The sequence below is a fragment of the uncultured Parasphingorhabdus sp. genome (genome assembly GCF_963975555.1).
GTDB lineage: Bacteria > Pseudomonadota > Alphaproteobacteria > Sphingomonadales > Sphingomonadaceae > Parasphingorhabdus.
The window spans coordinates 392,093-409,272 of the sequence record NZ_CAXBHH010000002.1 but is presented as its reverse complement, the minus strand read 5'-3'; the positions used below and the strand labels follow the sequence as shown (position 1 = coordinate 409,272).

General features: G+C 54.9%; 15 protein-coding genes. 9 read left to right on the top strand and 6 right to left on the bottom strand.

Annotated features, from left to right (window positions below):
* Nucleotides 1–17: 17 nt before the first annotated feature.
* Nucleotides 18–830 (bottom strand): glutamate racemase, encoded by an 813-nt coding sequence (gene murI / locus AAC060_RS07295; RefSeq protein ID WP_339824408.1) that lies wholly within the window; start codon nt 828–830, stop codon nt 18–20.
* 153 nt (nt 831–983) lie between these two features.
* Between murI and plsY the strand changes: the two genes are divergently transcribed.
* From plsY to topA, 3 genes are all read left to right on the top strand, one after another.
* Nucleotides 984–1,577 (top strand): glycerol-3-phosphate 1-O-acyltransferase PlsY, encoded by a 594-nt coding sequence (gene plsY, locus AAC060_RS07290; RefSeq protein WP_339824406.1) that lies wholly within the window; start codon nt 984–986, stop codon nt 1,575–1,577.
* A 5-nt stretch (nt 1,578–1,582) separates the two neighbouring features.
* Complete coding sequence (gene dprA, locus AAC060_RS07285; RefSeq protein ID WP_339824404.1) at nt 1,583–2,701, top strand: DNA-processing protein DprA; 1,119 nt, start codon at nt 1,583–1,585, stop codon at nt 2,699–2,701.
* 123 nt (nt 2,702–2,824) lie between these two features.
* Nucleotides 2,825–5,419, top strand: a complete 2,595-nt coding sequence (gene topA, locus AAC060_RS07280) for a type I DNA topoisomerase (protein WP_339824402.1) — start codon at nt 2,825–2,827, stop codon at nt 5,417–5,419.
* Between the two features lie 102 nt (nt 5,420–5,521).
* Here the strand turns inward: topA and AAC060_RS07275 are convergent, their stop codons facing one another.
* The 5 genes from AAC060_RS07275 to lepB form a co-directional block, all read right to left on the bottom strand.
* Entirely contained in the window at nt 5,522–5,770 is a 249-nt protein-coding gene (locus tag AAC060_RS07275; RefSeq protein ID WP_339824400.1) for a DUF465 domain-containing protein, read from the bottom strand.
* A 205-nt stretch (nt 5,771–5,975) separates the two neighbouring features.
* Nucleotides 5,976–7,448 carry a diguanylate cyclase gene (locus AAC060_RS07270; protein ID WP_339824398.1) on the bottom strand — a complete coding sequence of 491 codons (1,473 nt, stop codon included), beginning with the start codon at nt 7,446–7,448 and terminating at the stop codon, nt 5,976–5,978.
* Between the two features lie 183 nt (nt 7,449–7,631).
* Nucleotides 7,632–8,525 (bottom strand): GTPase Era, encoded by an 894-nt coding sequence (gene era / locus AAC060_RS07265; protein ID WP_339824396.1) that lies wholly within the window; start codon nt 8,523–8,525, stop codon nt 7,632–7,634.
* Nucleotides 8,522–9,190 (bottom strand): ribonuclease III, encoded by a 669-nt coding sequence (rnc, locus tag AAC060_RS07260; protein ID WP_339824395.1) that lies wholly within the window; start codon nt 9,188–9,190, stop codon nt 8,522–8,524. The genes era and rnc overlap by 4 nt, the downstream gene beginning before the upstream one ends.
* On the bottom strand, nt 9,187–9,990 hold the full coding sequence (lepB, locus tag AAC060_RS07255; RefSeq protein ID WP_339824394.1) for a signal peptidase I: 804 nt from the start codon (nt 9,988–9,990) through the stop codon (nt 9,187–9,189). The genes rnc and lepB overlap by 4 nt, the downstream gene beginning before the upstream one ends.
* A 152-nt stretch (nt 9,991–10,142) precedes the next feature.
* On the opposite strand from lepB, the gene pgi reads away from it, so the two are divergent.
* The 6 genes from pgi to AAC060_RS07225 all read left to right on the top strand — a co-directional run bounded on the left by pgi (nt 10,143) and on the right by AAC060_RS07225 (nt 17,094).
* Nucleotides 10,143–11,648 carry a glucose-6-phosphate isomerase gene (gene pgi / locus AAC060_RS07250; RefSeq protein WP_339824393.1) on the top strand — a complete coding sequence of 502 codons (1,506 nt, stop codon included), beginning with the start codon at nt 10,143–10,145 and terminating at the stop codon, nt 11,646–11,648.
* A 10-nt stretch (nt 11,649–11,658) separates the two neighbouring features.
* Entirely contained in the window at nt 11,659–13,008 is a 1,350-nt protein-coding gene (gene gor, locus AAC060_RS07245) for a glutathione-disulfide reductase (RefSeq protein ID WP_339824392.1), read from the top strand.
* Nucleotides 13,009–13,135: 127 nt separating this feature from the next.
* Entirely contained in the window at nt 13,136–14,662 is a 1,527-nt protein-coding gene (locus AAC060_RS07240) for an acyl-CoA carboxylase subunit beta (protein ID WP_339690666.1), read from the top strand.
* A gap of 55 nt (nt 14,663–14,717) precedes the next feature.
* Entirely contained in the window at nt 14,718–15,662 is a 945-nt protein-coding gene (locus AAC060_RS07235; RefSeq protein ID WP_339824391.1) for a DUF808 domain-containing protein, read from the top strand.
* A gap of 126 nt (nt 15,663–15,788) precedes the next feature.
* Nucleotides 15,789–16,223 carry a methylmalonyl-CoA epimerase gene (gene mce, locus AAC060_RS07230; RefSeq protein ID WP_339824389.1) on the top strand — a complete coding sequence of 145 codons (435 nt, stop codon included), beginning with the start codon at nt 15,789–15,791 and terminating at the stop codon, nt 16,221–16,223.
* A gap of 88 nt (nt 16,224–16,311) precedes the next feature.
* On the top strand, nt 16,312–17,094 hold the full coding sequence (locus AAC060_RS07225; protein ID WP_339824387.1) for an enoyl-CoA hydratase-related protein: 783 nt from the start codon (nt 16,312–16,314) through the stop codon (nt 17,092–17,094).
* Nucleotides 17,095–17,180: the final 86 nt, after the last annotated feature.

Below are 17,180 nucleotides of genomic sequence, written 5' to 3'. Positions count from 1 at the left end.
AGTTGCCTACCATAGAGTTAGAGGGTTTCGAACCGTTTGATGCCATATTGAGCGATAGTCGGGCGATAGGGTTCGATATCGTCGAGCGCTCCTGTTGTAACAAATATTCCCTCCCGACCGGCCGCCGGCCAGGATATTTCTTTGGTAAGATAGGCAATGCGCCGCGCAATTCCCGCTGCGCCGTCGATGAACTGGACCGGCCGTTGGGCTGCCTCTGACAATTCGTCGCGCAATAGCGGGAAATGGGTGCAAGCGAGAATGACGGTATCGATCTGCCCGCCGTCCGGCTGATCCATCAATCCTTCCATGGCCTCTCTGATCACCCGCGGATCCGGTTTTTCCCCGCGCAGCTTGGCTTCTGCTGCATAGACGAGATCGGGAGCAGCATGACGAAGCAATATCTTGTTGGATGCGAAATCGGCGGCAAGCCGGTCGACATAGGGTTGCCGGATGGTTGCGCGGGTTCCCAGTAGGCCGATCACGCCGGTTTTGGTCAACATACTGGCGGGCTTGATCGCGGGTACAGTCCCGACAACCGGAATATTCAAGGCGGACCGGACATGATCCAGCGCGATAGTCGAGGCGGTGTTGCAGGCGATCGTCGCCAATATCGGCTTATAGCGCTCGACGAGTCGGCCGAGAAGTGCCGGTACCCGCGCTGCCAATTCCGCTTCGGATTTCATCCCGTAAGGTAGTCCGGCATAGTCCGCAGCATAGACAATCGGCGCATGCGGTAGCAGTTTGATCGTTTCGCGCAACACCGACAATCCGCCGACGCCGGTGTCGAAAAATAACAGGGGAGGGCATTCGGCAATCTGTGCTTCTGTCATATTTTGTCCATAGCCAGAATTGCACGGACACGGCAACTGCTTCGGTTCGTCCGACAGATGTTTGCCCTTGGCCGTTTTTTGCGACGAAACGCTTGCCGAATATCCGCTGTGAATATAGCGCGAACGCAACAAGGGGTAATTTCGGTGCAGTCTATGTGGGTAGAACCAATATTGGCGTTGTTGTTCGGCTATTTGCTGGGCTCGATCCCCTTTGGACTTCTGTTGACCCGCGTGACCGGCGGCGGCGATTTGCGCAAAACCGGATCGGGCAATATCGGTGCGACCAATGTATTGCGCTCCGGCAACAAGGGGCTCGCGGCCCTGACCCTGTTGCTCGATATCGGCAAGGGATATGCAGCGGTCTATCTGGCCATGCAGGTTTCCGGTGGGCTTGGCGTACTTGCCGGGCTGGGGGCCTTCCTTGGCCATCTTTACCCCGTCTGGCTCAGGTTTAGCGGCGGCAAGGGGGTTGCGACCCTGCTCGGTGTCGTAACCGCCCTGATCCCTGTCGCAGGGTTGATATTTGCGGTCACATGGCTTGGCTCGCTTGCGCTGTGGCGCTATTCGTCGGTGGGAGGAATGCTTGCCGCCATATCGGTACCGATAGCGGCCTTCGTATTGGGGGAATCCAGCATGATTCCCATGTTCATAGGACTGGCGCTGCTGGTTTTGTGGAAGCATCGCTCGAATATCGAGCGTCTGATAGCGGGCGAAGAACCGAAAGTCGGAGCATCTAAAAAGGTTTGAAGTGAATGGGAGAAAGCCAGGAAGCGTTTGACCGGCTCCGGCTTATCCGATCCGAGAATATCGGACCCGTTACATATCAGCAATTGATCAGAAGATATGGCTCCGCAGCGCGCGCGCTGGAGGCTATCCCCGATCTGGCTGCACGGGGCGGCGGACGGTCGCCGCGGATTGCTGACGAGAAGCAAATCATCTCTGAAATGAAGGCGGTTCACAAACTTGGCGCCCGGTTTCTCTTCCTCGGCGACGCTGCCTATCCGGCTCTTCTGGCGGAACTCGGCAATCCGCCACCGGCATTGATCTGGCGCGGGAGGCTGGAGCTTCTGGAACGTCCAACCGTCGCCATGGTCGGCGCACGAAACGCCTCTGCGGCTGCATGCCGCTTTGCCCGGGACCTTGCCAATAGTCTGGTAGAGGCGGGTGTCGCCATTGTATCTGGACTGGCAAAGGGTGTCGATACGGCGGCCCATCAAGGTTCTTTGGGGAAGGCGACCATCGGCGTTATTGCTGGCGGACTCGACATATTCTATCCGCCGGAAAATATGGATCTCCAGCGATCGATCGCCGAACACGGGCTGTTGTTGGCGGAACAACCACCGGGCACGGAACCGCGCGTCAGGCATTTTCCTTATCGCAACCGTATCATCGCAGGACTGGCGAGAGGAACGGTGGTTGTTGAAGCTGCGCCGCGTTCCGGTTCGCTGATTACGGCTAGATTGGCGGCGGAATCGGGACGACAGGTCATGGCTATCCCCGGCTCTCCGCTCGATCCGCGGTCGAGGGGCTGCAACATGCTGATCCGCGATGGGGCAAATCTGGTCCAGTCAGCTGATGATGTCCTGGAACTGATCCATCATTTTGATGATCGGGCGGAATCTGCGATCCGCAGCGATGAAATTCCGAGTAATTGTAAATTCTCGGATATCGGAAAATCCGATCTTGCGGATGTCCACGGCGCGGATAGGACCTCTCTATTGCCCTTGCTCAGCGTGACCCCGGTCGCCGTCGACGAACTCGTCCGGCAATCCGGAATGTCCCCCTCTTTGGTGCAATTGGCTTTGCTTGAGCTGGAACTCGCCGGCCGTCTGGCGCGTCATGCGGGTGCTCGTGTAAGCCTGTCCAGCTAGCTACTGTTGACCGCGCTAAATTTTCATCGCCATTGACAAAAAACTTCAATCAGGGCCTTGACCTAACCCTAATCCCTGTCACAGCCTCGCGCGTATACGTGAGAACAAAGAAAATCGGAACATATGCAGCTAGTTATTGTCGAGTCCCCCGCCAAAGCCAAAACCATTGAGAAATATCTGGGATCGGATTTCAAGGTATTGGCTTCCTACGGCCATATTCGCGACCTTCCGCCCAAAGATGGTTCGGTCGATCCGGACGATGGCTTCTCCATGACCTGGCAGAACTATCCCGACAAAGCCAAGCAGCTCAAAGAGATTACCGCTGAGTCGAAAAAAGCCACACGATTGATCCTCGCAACCGACCCTGACCGTGAAGGGGAAGCGATCAGCTGGCATGTTCAGGAAGTTCTTCGCAATAAGAAGGCGCTTCCCGACAAGGTCGACCGCGTAACCTTCAATGCGATTACCAAGGCTGCCGTGACCGAAGCCATGGCTCATCCGAGGGCATTGGACGAGGATCTGATCGACGCCTATCGCGCACGCCGGGCACTGGATTATCTGGTTGGCTTCACCTTGTCTCCGGTCTTGTGGCGGAAGCTTCCCGGCGCGAAATCTGCGGGCCGCGTACAGTCTGTCTCGCTCAGGCTGATCGTCGAGCGGGAACGTGAAATCGAAATATTCAAACCACAGGAATATTGGTCTGTCACTGCGCAAATGGAACAGGGCGGTCAGGCATTTGAAGCTCGGCTGACAATCCATGACGGCAAGAAACTGGGCAAGATGGATCTGGCCAACGAAGGGCAGGCCATGCTGGCCAAGACCGCTGTTGAAAACGGCCTTTTCACGATTGAGTCGATCGAAACCAAGCCGCTGACCCGCAATCCGCCGCCGCCGTTCACGACGTCGACCTTGCAGCAGGAAGCGGCCCGAAAACTCGGCTATTCGGCTAGCCACACCATGCGGATCGCCCAGCAACTTTATGAAGATGGCGCAATTACCTATATGCGTACCGATGGTGTGCAGATGGACGGCAGCGCTATTTCCGAAGCGCGCAAGGCGATCTCGGATCGCTATGACGCAAGCTATGTTCCGGACAGCCCGCGGATCTACAAATCCAAGGCAAAAAATGCGCAGGAAGCGCATGAAGCCATCCGCCCGACCAGTTTCACCAAGAAAACCGTCGGTAGCGGCGACCATGCAAAGCTTTATGATCTTGTCCTGAAGCGCGCGATGGCCAGCCAGATGGCGTCTGCCCGGCTCGAACGGACCACCGTCGAAATGCTCGATGGAACGGGAAAAACCGGTCTGAGGGCAAATGGTCAGGTCGTGAAATTCCCCGGATTCCTTGCCCTTTACGAAGAAGGCAGGGACGACGACAAGGATGAAGATGGCGGCTTGTTGCCGGCCATGTCCCAAGGTGACAGTCCGGCGAAGAAATCCGTTGATGCTTCCCAGCATTTTACCCAGCCGCCACCACGCTACAGCGAAGCCAGTCTGGTCAAGAAAATGGAAGAACTGGGCATCGGAAGGCCATCGACCTATGCTTCGATCATCAAGACGCTAAAAGACCGCGCCTATGTCAGGATCGAGAAAAACCGTTTCTTTGCAGAGGAAAGCGGGCGCTTATTGACCGGATTTCTCGAGCGGTTTTTCGACCGTTACGTAGCTTATGATTATACGTCCGCGCTGGAAGACGAACTCGACGAAGTCAGTGGTGGTCGCGCCCAGTGGCAGGCCATTCTCGAAGCCTTCTGGCATGACTTCAAGCCCAAGACCGTCGAAGTAATGGAGAAATTGCCGTCGGAAGTGACGGCAGAGCTGGACACGTTCCTGGGGGATTATCTTTTCCCGGAAAAGGAAGATGGCAGCGATCCCCGGCTTTGCCCGCGTTGTAACGAAGGAAAGCTGGCCTTGCGCGGCGGGCGCTTTGGAGCCTTTGTAGCTTGTTCCAACTATCCGGAATGCAAATTCACCCGGCGTTTTGCGCAAGGTGGTGGCGCCAATGCCGACGAGGACGAAGGTCCACAGGAACTGGGAGTTGATCCCGACAGCGATGAAAAAATCACCAAAAAGGTAGGCCGTTTCGGACCCTATGTCGAAAAAGGCGAGGGCAAGGAAGCCAAGCGCTCGTCTATTCCCAAGGATATCCCGGCCGAAGATTTCGGGCTCGAATGGGCGGTTAAACTTCTGTCACTGCCGCGCGAAGTCGGTATCCATCCGGAGACCAGCGAGCCGGTAACAGCGCAAATTGGTCGCTATGGCCCCTATCTGAGCCACAATGGTAAATCGGCACGGCTCGAGAATACGGTGGAAGTGTTCGAAATCGGTATGAACGCTGCCGTTGCCAAATTGGCGGACGCCGCGAAAAACGGCGGTGGTCGAGGTCGCGGCAAGATGGAGCCACTCAAGATCATGGGCAAGCATCCGCGCACAGAGGAAGAGATCAAGCTGATGGACGGCCGCTTCGGTCCTTATGTCACCGATGGTACGACCAATGCGTCCTTGCCCAAGACGGTCGACAAGGACCAGCTGACGCTGGAAGAAGCAGCGCAGCTGATTGACGATCGCGCCGCCAAAGGCCCCGCCAAAAAGCGGGCTAAGAAAGCCGCGCCTAAGAAGAAACCGGCCGCCAAGAAAAAGCCCGCTGCGAAGAAGAAACCGGCAACAAAAAAGAAGCCTGCCGCCAAGAAAGCTCCGGTTAAGGCCAAAGAAGAATAGAATGTAGTTTGGATGCGCCTGCCAACGGGTTCGTCCAAACTATCGGTTTTTGCAATCATGGCGCAGGTAGCTTATTTTAGTGCATCCTGCGCCATTTTTCATTCAGGCGCCTTTGGCCTTTGAAATCATGGTGGCAACTTCGTCCAGAATCAGCAGACGCTGCTTTTTCAGCTCTTCGCTGCGCTCGTCAGATGCGGCTTCGACTTCTGATTCAATGCGATGAATTTCCTTGTTAATATCGTGATAGCGGTCGGAAACTGTTTTGAAATGCGCGTCTGACAATTTCAGTTCGTGAAGTATTTTCTCGTCATTCGGGAATTCGGCGTGGAGGTCATGCGATACGTGGCTCATATATATTCCTTTGCTGCGACTGGTAAATTCTCTCGAATGAAAGCGGGCTGTCCGGGGCACCAAAGCAGTGCCTTCTTTCCAGTCTTCGAATATTCGCAACTCTGGTTTTCGGATATCAGGAGATTTACCTATGGCAGGCGATGCGCGCATGAGCGGATTCTTATCTACAGATTCTTCGGTATTTGTGCCCAAACATGGATGCAGATTATGCCGCGATTTCCAGACGATTTCGCCCCGCATGTTTTGCAGCGTAAAGCGCAATATCTGCCAGTAGCAACATTTTCTTCAGATCATCCGCCCCGGAGCTTTCTGCCAGTCCCGCGCTAACCGTTACTCCGATACCGCGGTCGGGCAACCGCGCGTTCATTATCGCTAGGCGCAACGTCTCGACTTGGGCTTCGGCCTCAGCGATGGAAGTGTCCGGCATCAAAACCAGAAATTCCTCACCACCTATACGGCCAATCAATTGTTTTCTGGTTTGGCTGCGCCTGGCGACCTTGCCGATCATGCTGAGTATTTCGTCTCCGACGGCGTGTCCGAACTGGTCATTGACCGATTTAAACTCATCCACATCAAAAATGGCGATGGATAGGACCCTGCGTCCCGATTGCGCGCGCTGGAAGGCTTGCTCGCTTTGTTCCATGATATGGCGTCTTGATGAAAGACCGGTCAGTTCATCACGAGCAAGCAGACGGATCTTTTGTAGCTTTGCCGCATCGGCCTTTCGATGGGCCTTCTCAGCCATAGATCGAAGCAGTTTTTCATGTTCGATGATTTTATCAACCTTGCTCTGTCGATCGGCCAATAGGGACGCGATGGGCAGCGCCAACATCAGCTGGCTGGCGATATAGGCCTGTAAAACATATATTTTGGTGATCTGGCTCGCATCCAGTGCGGCAATCGGGCCAAATCCCGAAATAGTTAAAAACTCCGCCACAATGGCGACGATGATTGTCGATGCCATAGCTCCCAATGGCCCGAAACGGAACACGGCGATAAAGACCGGTATCGCGGTAAGGAACAATAATGGGATAATCGATTGGACAAGCGCCGCGGATGAAACCGCGAACACGAGTAACAGGACAGCTGCAAATTCGAGCCGCCGGTTATTTGGCCAGATGTATTTTTCGGCGCCCGTCAACGTCGCGTGAACAATATTGAAACAGGGCAAGAAGATTAGAAGACCGAGCAGGTCCGATCCAAACCAGGACAACCAGGATTTTCCGAATCCCTCATTGCTGCCCAAGGACGCTGTGGTGGCCGAAATTGCCGTAACAATCACCGCAACGATACCGAATTTAGCCAATTGTGCCGGATTATAGAGGCCTGTCTTGGGGAAGCCCAGTCGCACGATAATATGATACGCCAGCACTGCCTCCAGCACATTCGACAGTGAATAGAATATCGCCGTTTGCAGTGGAAAGTCCGAAAATAGATTGACCGTCAGGCTCGCCAGAAAAACGCCTGCGCAGTATAATATATGCTCTTTGCGCGGGAATAGCATCAACATGAAAATCAGGCTGGCATTCGCAGACCAAAGAGCTGCAAAACCTCCAGTGTAATCCGATGCAGCGATAACGATCACTGAGTTGACGCAGAATACGGCCACAACAAGCACGGTGCGCGCAATGATATGTCGGATGCCGGTTAAGTCTGAAGCCAGATATTGCAATATCATTCCCTATGCAGAACGTCATTCGTTCCTGCAGGAGACCATCGTCGTAATTGGCTAATTTATCGCTAAGATTACCAGTCTTTTAATCTTTTAAGCTTGGATATAGGCGGATCGAGGCGATCCGATGCCACTGAATGGAATTTCAGGCGTGCCTTTGGCGACGTTCGCTTCAAGATAAGGTGGAATCTACTTTACCCAATCCAGCCCCATATCCTGATAAAGGCTTTTATCTTCGTCCCAGTTCGCACTGACCTTAACGTGGAGATAAAGATGGACGGGCTTGCCCAATATTCCGGATAGCTCCGCACGCGCTTTAGCGCCGATTTCCTTGATCTGGTGCCCGCCTTTGCCGAGGATGATCGCTTTCTGGCTGGCTTTCTCGACCAGTATCTGCTGGTGAATCTCGAGCGAGCCATCCGGCCGCTCCTTATATTGTTCCATCGCAATGGCGGTGGCGTAAGGCAACTCCGCATGCAGCTGCCGGAAAACCTGCTCGCGGGTGATCTCCGCAGCGAGGATACGTTCGCTGGCGTCCGAGACCTGATCGGCGGGGAAATGCCAAGGGCCTTCGGGCATGGCGTTGACCAGATAGGCTCGCAGTTCTTCTAGGCCGTCACCGGTTTTGGCACTGACAAAAAATGTCTCGTCGAAATCGGCCAACTCGTGCAGCTTGACGACATGGCCGAGCATCTTGTCTTTGGCGGCAATATCGACTTTGTTCATGACCAATATGGTCTTTTCCGACCGGTGTTTGATCCGTTCGACAATCGAGGTGACTTTTGTCCCAAGCCCGGCGCGAGAATCGACCAGCATCACGATGATATCCGCGTCTTCGGCGCCTTCCCAGGCAGCGGAGACCATTGCACGGTCAAGCCGGCGGTGCGGTTCGAAGATGCCCGGGGTATCAACCAGCAGAAGCTGTGTATCTTCCTCGAGAGCGATGCCCAACAGGCGCGTCCGCGTGGTCTGCGGCTTGGAACTGGTAATCGCGACCTTCTGGCCGACCAAAGCGTTGATCAGGGTTGATTTGCCGGCATTGGGTGCGCCAATTAATGCTACTACGCCGCATTTTTGTGTCATGTGAATTTTTCCAGAAATTTCTTTGCGGCTGCGGTTTCGGCAGCCTGAATAGCAGAGGCGGTAGCCTCGACCTCGCCAATGTTGCGAACGCTCAACCGTATGGTGAATTTTAAATCGTGATGCGGGCCGCTTTTGTCGACCAGTTCATATTCCGGAATCTTGCGATTATTGGCGGCTGCCCATTCCTGCAACGCAGATTTGGGATGCCTGACATCAGCCACGGTTGCCGTTACCCGGCTGTCCCAGTGGCGCAATATGAAGCTTCGGGCGGCCTCCATGCCATGATCAAGGTAAACCGCGCCGATGAGCGATTCCATGACGTCGCCTAGGACCTTCACGCTTTGCCGCGCACCGTCATCGCGCGCCTGTTTGCCGAGCAGGATATGATTGCCAACGCCGATATGCTTTGCAACAGCACCGCAGACTGGGCCGGATACAAGCCCGTTGAGGCGCTGTGATAATTGTCCCTCCGGTTCTTCCGGAAACTTCTGATAAAGATGATCCGCTATGACAAGCCCGAGTACACGATCACCCAGGAATTCCAGCCGCTGATAGTCTTTCTCACCGTGGCTGCCGTGGGTTGCTGCTCTTACGTATAGCTCTGGTGACGATGGCTGTTCGCCAGTGATTTCGACAATCCAGTCGCGAAAGTCCGGGCGGTTCAAAACCCTTCTCCGATGCGTTCCCACCGAGCAGCGGTGAACCATGTCCACGGCTTGATCCATTCAGCCGAACCATCGGTTGAAAAGACCGAGACCAAAGCGCGGCCCACAAGATTTTCTTGCGGTACCATCCCGATAGCCTGACCTTCTACAGCGGGAAAACGGCTGTCGGCACTACGGTCGCGATTGTCGCCCATCAAAAACATATGACCTTCCGGCACAACAAACGCCTGAGTATTATCGCCTTCCGAATTCTCGTAAATATCGAGAATTCGATAGGTCACTCCGTTGGGCAGAGTCTCCTGAAACTGCGGATAACGGCAGATCGTCTCGCCATTTCCTGCGGCCGATTCAAATTCTTCGCGGTAACAGGGGCTGTTGGGCGTGACCGGATGCTCGAAATCTTCGATTCTTTTCCGCTCTACGGCTGCACCGTTGATCGAGACCACGCCATCGGACACCTGCACGATGTCACCCGACAGGGCGATCACCCGTTTGATATAATCATCATGTGCGTTTGGCGGTGCCTTGAACACGACGACATCGCCTGGTTCCGGTGAATCGGGCAATACACGCCCGGGAAACAGGGGTACGCTGAATGGCAGGCTATATTTGGAGAAACCATAAGGCCATTTTGCAACTAGCAGATAATCACCTACGACCAGACGCGGTTGCATCGACTCCGACGGTATATTGAACGGCGAAATGATGAAACTGCGCAATATCAGGATGAACAGTGCAAGTTTTACAAGGAACGCGACAAAGTCCCGCGTTTCGGATCGTTCTGCTTTATTTCGCGCCATGGCGCCCCTTCGCCGACATTGGCGTTGGCGTCAAGATTTCTTGCATTCTCCGGCGGGCAAGATTTTCAACTTGAGACCGGCCTGTCAGACAGATAGGGCGAAGGAGTTCAGGGGACGCACGAAATTTTATGATTTAAAGATCGGATGATGAAATGATTTCAGACCATTGGCAGACCATCAAAGCGCTCCCGCAAATCCCGCTGACCGGTCTTTTTGAAAAAGATGCCAATCGGGTAGCCAATCTCGGTCTGGAACAGGCTGGCATTTATTTTGATCTTTCAAAAACGCACCTGGACGAGAGAGCCATTCAGGCCTTTGAAAAACTCGCCGATGAAATGGGCCTGTCCGCGAAAGTGGAGGCTTTGCTGACGGGAGAGCCGATCAATATCAGCGAAGGCCGGGCAGCGGAACATAGCGCCGAGCGCGGAACAGGGAACCCGGCAAGTGTCGACAATGCCCACATGCTGCATCAGCGGATGAAAAGCCTGATTGACGTCATTGAAACGGGTGTTCTGGGCGATTTTACCCAGATCATTCATCTTGGCATTGGCGGCTCTGCACTGGGTCCAAAAATGCTCCATCAGGCGCTCAAGCTGGGCGACGAGAAATATGAGCTCGCCGTCGTCTCCAATATCGATGGTGCGGCGCTTGAACCGGTGCTCGAACGATTTACCGCGAGTAAAACGCTTCTGGTGATTGCATCCAAGACTTTTACGACCGCAGAGACATTGCTCAACGCAAATGCGGTACTGGACTGGATGCGCGAAGACGGCATTACCGATCCGCTGGGGCAAGTCGTCGCTTTGACGGCCGCTCCCGATCAGGCGGTTGAATGGGGCGTCGATGAAACGCGCGTTCTGCCCTTTTCGGAAAGTGTTGGCGGACGTTATTCCTTATGGTCGTCGATCGGGTTCAGCGTCGCTCTGGCGCTGGGATATGAGGCGTTCGAAGACTTGCTCGCCGGCGCTGCCATGATGGATCAGCATTTTCGGGACACCTCCTGGGCACAGAATATTCCGGTTCTCGCGGCTTTTGCCGATCAATATTATACTCAGGTAAGGGGATGCGAGACGCGGGCGGTGTTTGCCTATGACGAGCGCCTAGGCCTGCTGCCCGATTATCTTCAGCAGCTCGAAATGGAGAGCAACGGCAAATCGGTAACGCTGGATGGTGAGCCGCTGGAACTTCAATCCAGCCCGATCGTATGGGGCGGCGTCGGTACCGATGCCCAGCACGCGGTTTTCCAACTGCTCCATCAGGGAACCCATCTGGTGCCGGTCGAGTTTCTCGCCGTTATCGAGCCGGGCGATTCGCTTAACCCTGCCCATCATAATGGCCTGCTGCTCAATTGCTTCGCGCAGGGCGCTGCATTGATGGCCGGTAAAAAATCCGATGACAGTGATCGAAACTATCCGGGTGACAGACCATCGATGACCCTATTATTGGAAGATTTGGAAGCATGTTCACTGGGGGCGCTGCTCGCTTTTTACGAGCATCGCACTTTCGTGAACGCGGTTTTACTGGATATCAATCCGTTCGATCAATTTGGCGTGGAGCTTGGAAAACAAATGGCAAACGCGCTAGCCGCTGACGATGGTAACCAATTGGACGCTTCGACCGAAGAACTGAAAAAGCGGGCCTTCGGACCGCGGCAATAAGGAAATTTACATGGCAGAATATGATTATGACCTGTTCGTTATCGGTGCAGGTTCCGGGGGAACGCGGGCTGCGCGGGTTTCCGCGTCCTATGGCGCGAAAGTTGCGGTGGCCGAGGAATATCGCGTTGGCGGCACCTGCGTAATCCGCGGCTGTGTACCGAAGAAGTTGCTGGTTTACGGCTCCCATTTCTCCGAAGAACTGGAAGATGGCAAGAATTTCGGCTGGACCTGGGAAAATGCCAAATTCGACTGGCCAACGATGCGCGATCATATTCTCAAGGACGTTGACCGGCTTAACAATGCCTATACCGACACGTTGAAAAATCACGGTGTCGAGATCATTCTCGAACGGGCCGAACTGACCGGGCCGCATGAAATCAAACTGGCTAACGGCAAGACCGTAACCGCCAAATATATTCTGATCGCCGTTGGCGCATGGCCTGCCGTAGCCGAGTTCCCGGGCAGCGAGCATATGTCGACCTCGAACGAAATGTTCCATCTTGAGACACTCCCAGAAACCGTCATCATCGCGGGCGGCGGCTATATCGCCAATGAATTTGCCGGGATTTTCAACGGTCTGGGCAGTGATGTCACCGTCGTAAACCGTTCCGATATCATACTGCGCGGATATGATGAAAGCGTGCGGGATCGTTTGATCCAGATCTCGCTCGCCAAGGGTATCAGCTTCAAGTTCAACTGCACATTCGACAGAATCGAAAAGCGGGATGACGGGGCGCTGGACGTCTATATGGATGGCAAAAGCGCGCCGGTTCGCGCTGACGTGGTTCTGGCGGCTACCGGTCGACGGCCGAAAATCGATGGGCTCGGTCTCGAAAATGCCGGCGTTGCAACCAATGACAAGAGTGCCATCATAGTCGACGACTATAGCCAGACCAACGTCGAGAATATCTATGCAGTCGGTGATGTCACCGACCGCGTCCAACTGACCCCGATAGCCATTCGCGAAGGGCAGGCGTTTGCCGATACCGTCTTCGGTGATAATCCGCGTACGGTTGATTATGAGAATATCCCTTCGGCGGTCTTCTCGCAGCCACCGATTGCATCCGTCGGCCTGACCGAAGGCGAAGCGCGCGAGCGATATGGCAATATCAAGGTCTATTCGTCCGATTTCCGCGCGATGCGGAACGTGTTTGCGGACCGGGCAGAGCGCAGTCTCTACAAGATGATCGTGGAACATCCGACCGAGAAGATACTTGGTCTGCACATGATCGGTCCCGATGCGCCAGAAATTTTACAGGCGGCGGCGATCGCGGTGAAAGCTGGTCTGACCAAACAGGCATTTGACGATACGGTTGCCCTGCATCCTAGCATGGCTGAGGAACTTGTCCTGTTTAAATAGATAACGTTACGGCACGCGCGGCCAAAGCTGAGGTTTAATCGCGTGATTAATTACTATTGACGATTGCCTAACCGGCTGTGCATTGGCTAGGGCCTACCGCACCAAGTGATTCACAGCCGGGGGTTTAATGTCAGACATTATCGCACAATTGGAAGCCAAGCGCGCCGAAGCCATGCTCGGTGGCGGGCAAAAACGGATTGATAGCCAGCATGCCAAGGGCAAGCTGACCGCGCGGGAACGGCTCGAGATATTGCTCGATGACGGCTCGTTCGAAGAAATCGACATGTATGTCGAACATAATTGCGTCGATTTCGGCATGGATGAGCAGCATATTCCCGGCGACGGCGTGGTTACCGGCTCCGGTACGATCAACGGCCGTCTGGTCTTTGTCTTCTCGCAGGATTTCACGGTCTTCGGCGGATCGCTTTCCGAACGCCATGCCGAGAAAATCTGCAAGGTCCTCGACAATGCGATGAAGGTCGGCGCTCCGGTTATCGGGATCAACGATAGTGGCGGCGCGCGTATTCAGGAAGGCGTGGCATCGCTCGGCGGCTATGCCGACGTGTTCCAGAAGAACGTGCTGGCCAGTGGCGTCATTCCGCAGCTCAGCCTGATCATGGGACCTTGCGCTGGCGGCGCGGTCTATTCACCGGCGATGACTGACTTCATCTTCATGGTGAAGGACAGCAGCTATATGTTCGTCACCGGCCCCGATGTGGTCAAGACCGTGACCAACGAGATTGTGACGCAGGAAGAACTAGGCGGAGCGGTAACGCACACGACCAAGACCAGCGTTGCCGATGTCGCTTATGAAAATGATATCGAAGCATTGCTCGCGGCGCGTGATTTTATCGACTTCATGCCCTTGTCCAACCGCGAAGAAGTGCCCGAGCGCCCGACCGCAGATCCGTGGGATCGTCTGGAAGAAAGTCTCGACACGCTGATACCCGACAATGCCAACCAGCCTTATGATATGCACGAAGTCATTCGCAAGATGGTCGACGAAGGCGATTTCTTTGAAGTTCAGCCCGCCCATGCCGGCAATATCATCTGCGGTTTTGGCCGGATGGAAGGCTCCACCGTCGGTGTGGTCGCCAACCAGCCGATGGTCCTCGCCGGTTGCCTCGACATCAACGCGTCCAAGAAAGCGGCGCGCTTTGTCCGCTATTGCGATGCGTTCAATATTCCGATCATCACTCTGGTCGATGTTCCAGGCTTCCTGCCCGGCACTAGCCAAGAGCATAACGGCATCATCAAACATGGCGCAAAGCTGCTCTTTGCCTATGCCGAAGCAACGGTGCCGAAAATCACCATCATTACCCGCAAGGCCTATGGCGGCGCTTATGACGTGATGGCCTCCAAGCATTTACGCGGCGATCTCAACTATGCCTGGCCGACCGCGGAAATCGCCGTGATGGGCGCCAAGGGCGCAGTCGAAATCATTTTCCGCGGCAAGACGCCGGAAGAGATTGCCGAACATACAGCGGAATATGAAGCGCGCTTCGCCAACCCGTTTATCGCGGCGCAAAAGGGCTTTATCGATGAAGTGATCAAGCCGCATGCAACGCGGCGCCGGGTGGCTCTGGGGTTACGGAAGTTGCGCAACAAGCAGCTGGAGAATCCTTGGAAGAAGCATGATAATATTCCGTTGTGATGCGCTTGCAGATTTTTCGATCGATGCATCGCTGCCCTGCAGTGTTGGATAGATTATGCCAACAGGATTAGTAGCCCTCCTCGACGACGTCGCAGCCATTGCGAAAGTCGCTGCTGCATCGATTGACGATATCGGTGTTGCCGCGACGCGTGCTGGCACAAAATCTGCTGGCGTGGTGATCGATGACGCGGCGGTGGCCCCGACCTATGTGACCGGTTTTGATCCGTCGCGTGAATTGCCGATGATCTGGAAAATCACCAAGGGATCGTTCAAGAACAAGCTGGTCTTTTTGTTGCCCGCAGCGGTCCTTTTGGGTCAATTCGCGCCATTTTTAATACCGATCATCCTGATTTTTGGCGGGTTGTTCCTCTGTTACGAAGCCGCCGAGAAGGTGCTGGAGTTCTTCCACGTTGACGAGTCCACAAAACATGACCAGCCCGCGATCGTCGAGGGCCCAGGCCGGGAGCAAGACATGGTATCGGGCGCGATCCGTACCGATCTGATCCTGTCGGGCGAGATCATGGCCATCGCCTTGTCGGAACTGACCAATCAGGTCTGGTGGGAGCAGGCGATCATATTGGCGATCATCGGCATCGTGATCACGGTCGCCGTATATGGCGCGGTCGCGCTGATCGTGAAGATGGATGATATCGGCCTGCATATCGCGCAGAATAATGATGGCGCATTGCGAAGCTTTGGTTGCAGTCTGGTCCGGCTGATGCCGAAACTGCTCTCCGCCCTGTCGATTATCGGCACGCTGGCGATGGCCTGGGTTGGCGGCGGGTTGCTGGTCCACAATATTGCAGCCATTGGCTGGCATGGCCCCGAACATCTGATCGATCTGGTTTCGCATCCTCTGGTAGGCCTGTTCCCGGCTTCGGCAAAGCTGCTGGTTGGCGGGATCGCCTTTGCTCTACTGTCGGGCATATTGGGCGTCCTTGTCGGCGCGGGAATAGCGCCGCTGGTACATAAATTCATACCGCATGGAGAAGCACATTGATCGCTGCTCACTCATTCGGCTGTCCTGTCGCCCCAGCGAAGGCTGGGGCCTATACCAATGTTGCGAATTACGCGGAGATTGGATTGGATTCCAGCCTTCGCTGGAATGACGAACTAGGAAATTGATATGAAACTAGGCAGACTGAACCATATCGGCGTAGTCACGCCGTCCATCACCGACAGCATAGCCCATTGGCGTGATGTCATGGGCGCTACGTCGATTTGCGAGCCTTTTGATTTGCCTGCGCAGGGCGTGAAGGTCTGTTTCGTCGATACGCCGGCGGAAGGCCCGACCAACGGCACCCAGATTGAACTGATCGAACCGCTTGGCGAAGACAGCCCGATATACGGGTTCCTCACGAAAAACCCGCTCGGCGGCCAGCATCATATCTGTTTCGAAGTGCCCGATATTCATGCCGCCAAGGCGGAATTTGAAGCGATGGGCAAGCGCGTTCTGGGCGAACCCCGCATCGGCGCGCACGGCACGCTTATCTTTTTTGTGCATCCCAAGGATATGGGCGGGATGCTAACCGAGATTATGGAAACGCCCAAAGGGCATTAATTATACAATCGTCATCCTGAACTTGTTTCAGGACCCTGCGAGATCCTGAAGCAAGTTCAGGATGACGAAATATTCAAAAGGACCGCACATGGAATTCGAAAACATCAAGCTGGATATCACCGATCAGGTGGCCACGATCACGCTCAACAAGCCGGAACGGCTCAACGCCTGTTCGCTGGGCATGGCGGATGATATCTATGTTGCGCTCGACAAGCTGGAAGACGCTCGCGTCGTGGTGATAACCGGCGAAGGCCGAGCATTTTGCGCCGGTGCCGATCTTCAGGCGAAGAATGACGGCGCGCTCTCGGGCGGACAGGCAAGCTATGCCGCGCTCAATCAACATTATAACCCGTTGATGCTGAAACTGGCGAAGCTTGATATTCCTAGCATTAGTGCAGTCAACGGGCCGGCTGCCGGCATCGGATGTTCCATAGCCTTGGCCAGTGACTTCGCGATTGCCGGGAAGTCGGCTTATTTCCTGCAGGCCTTTGTCAATATCGGACTGGTGCCGGATGGCGGTGCTTCTTGGATGTTGACCCGTCTTGTCGGCAAGGCCCGGGCAACAGAAATGATGCTGCTCGGCGAGAAAATTCACGGTGAAAAAGCCGCAGAATGGGGACTGGTCTATAAATGCGTCGACGATGATGCGTTGATGGCCGAGGCAGGCACGTTGGCAAAACGTCTGGCAGGCGGTCCTACCGTAGCATTGGGCGTGATGCGCCAAAATCTGGCGGCGGCGCTCGAAAGCGACTATGCTTCGGCGCTGGTGCGGGAATCTGAAGGACAGCGGATTGCGGGTAATAGCAAGGATGCGCGCGAGGGAGCGATTGCGTTCCTGCAAAAACGCAAAACGGAATTCAAGGGTGAATAAAGACCGTTAGTCCCGAGCTTGTCGAACGGGCGCTGCTCGTTTGAGTGGGGTGGTTCGACAGGCTAGCCACCAAAGGCTAATATATT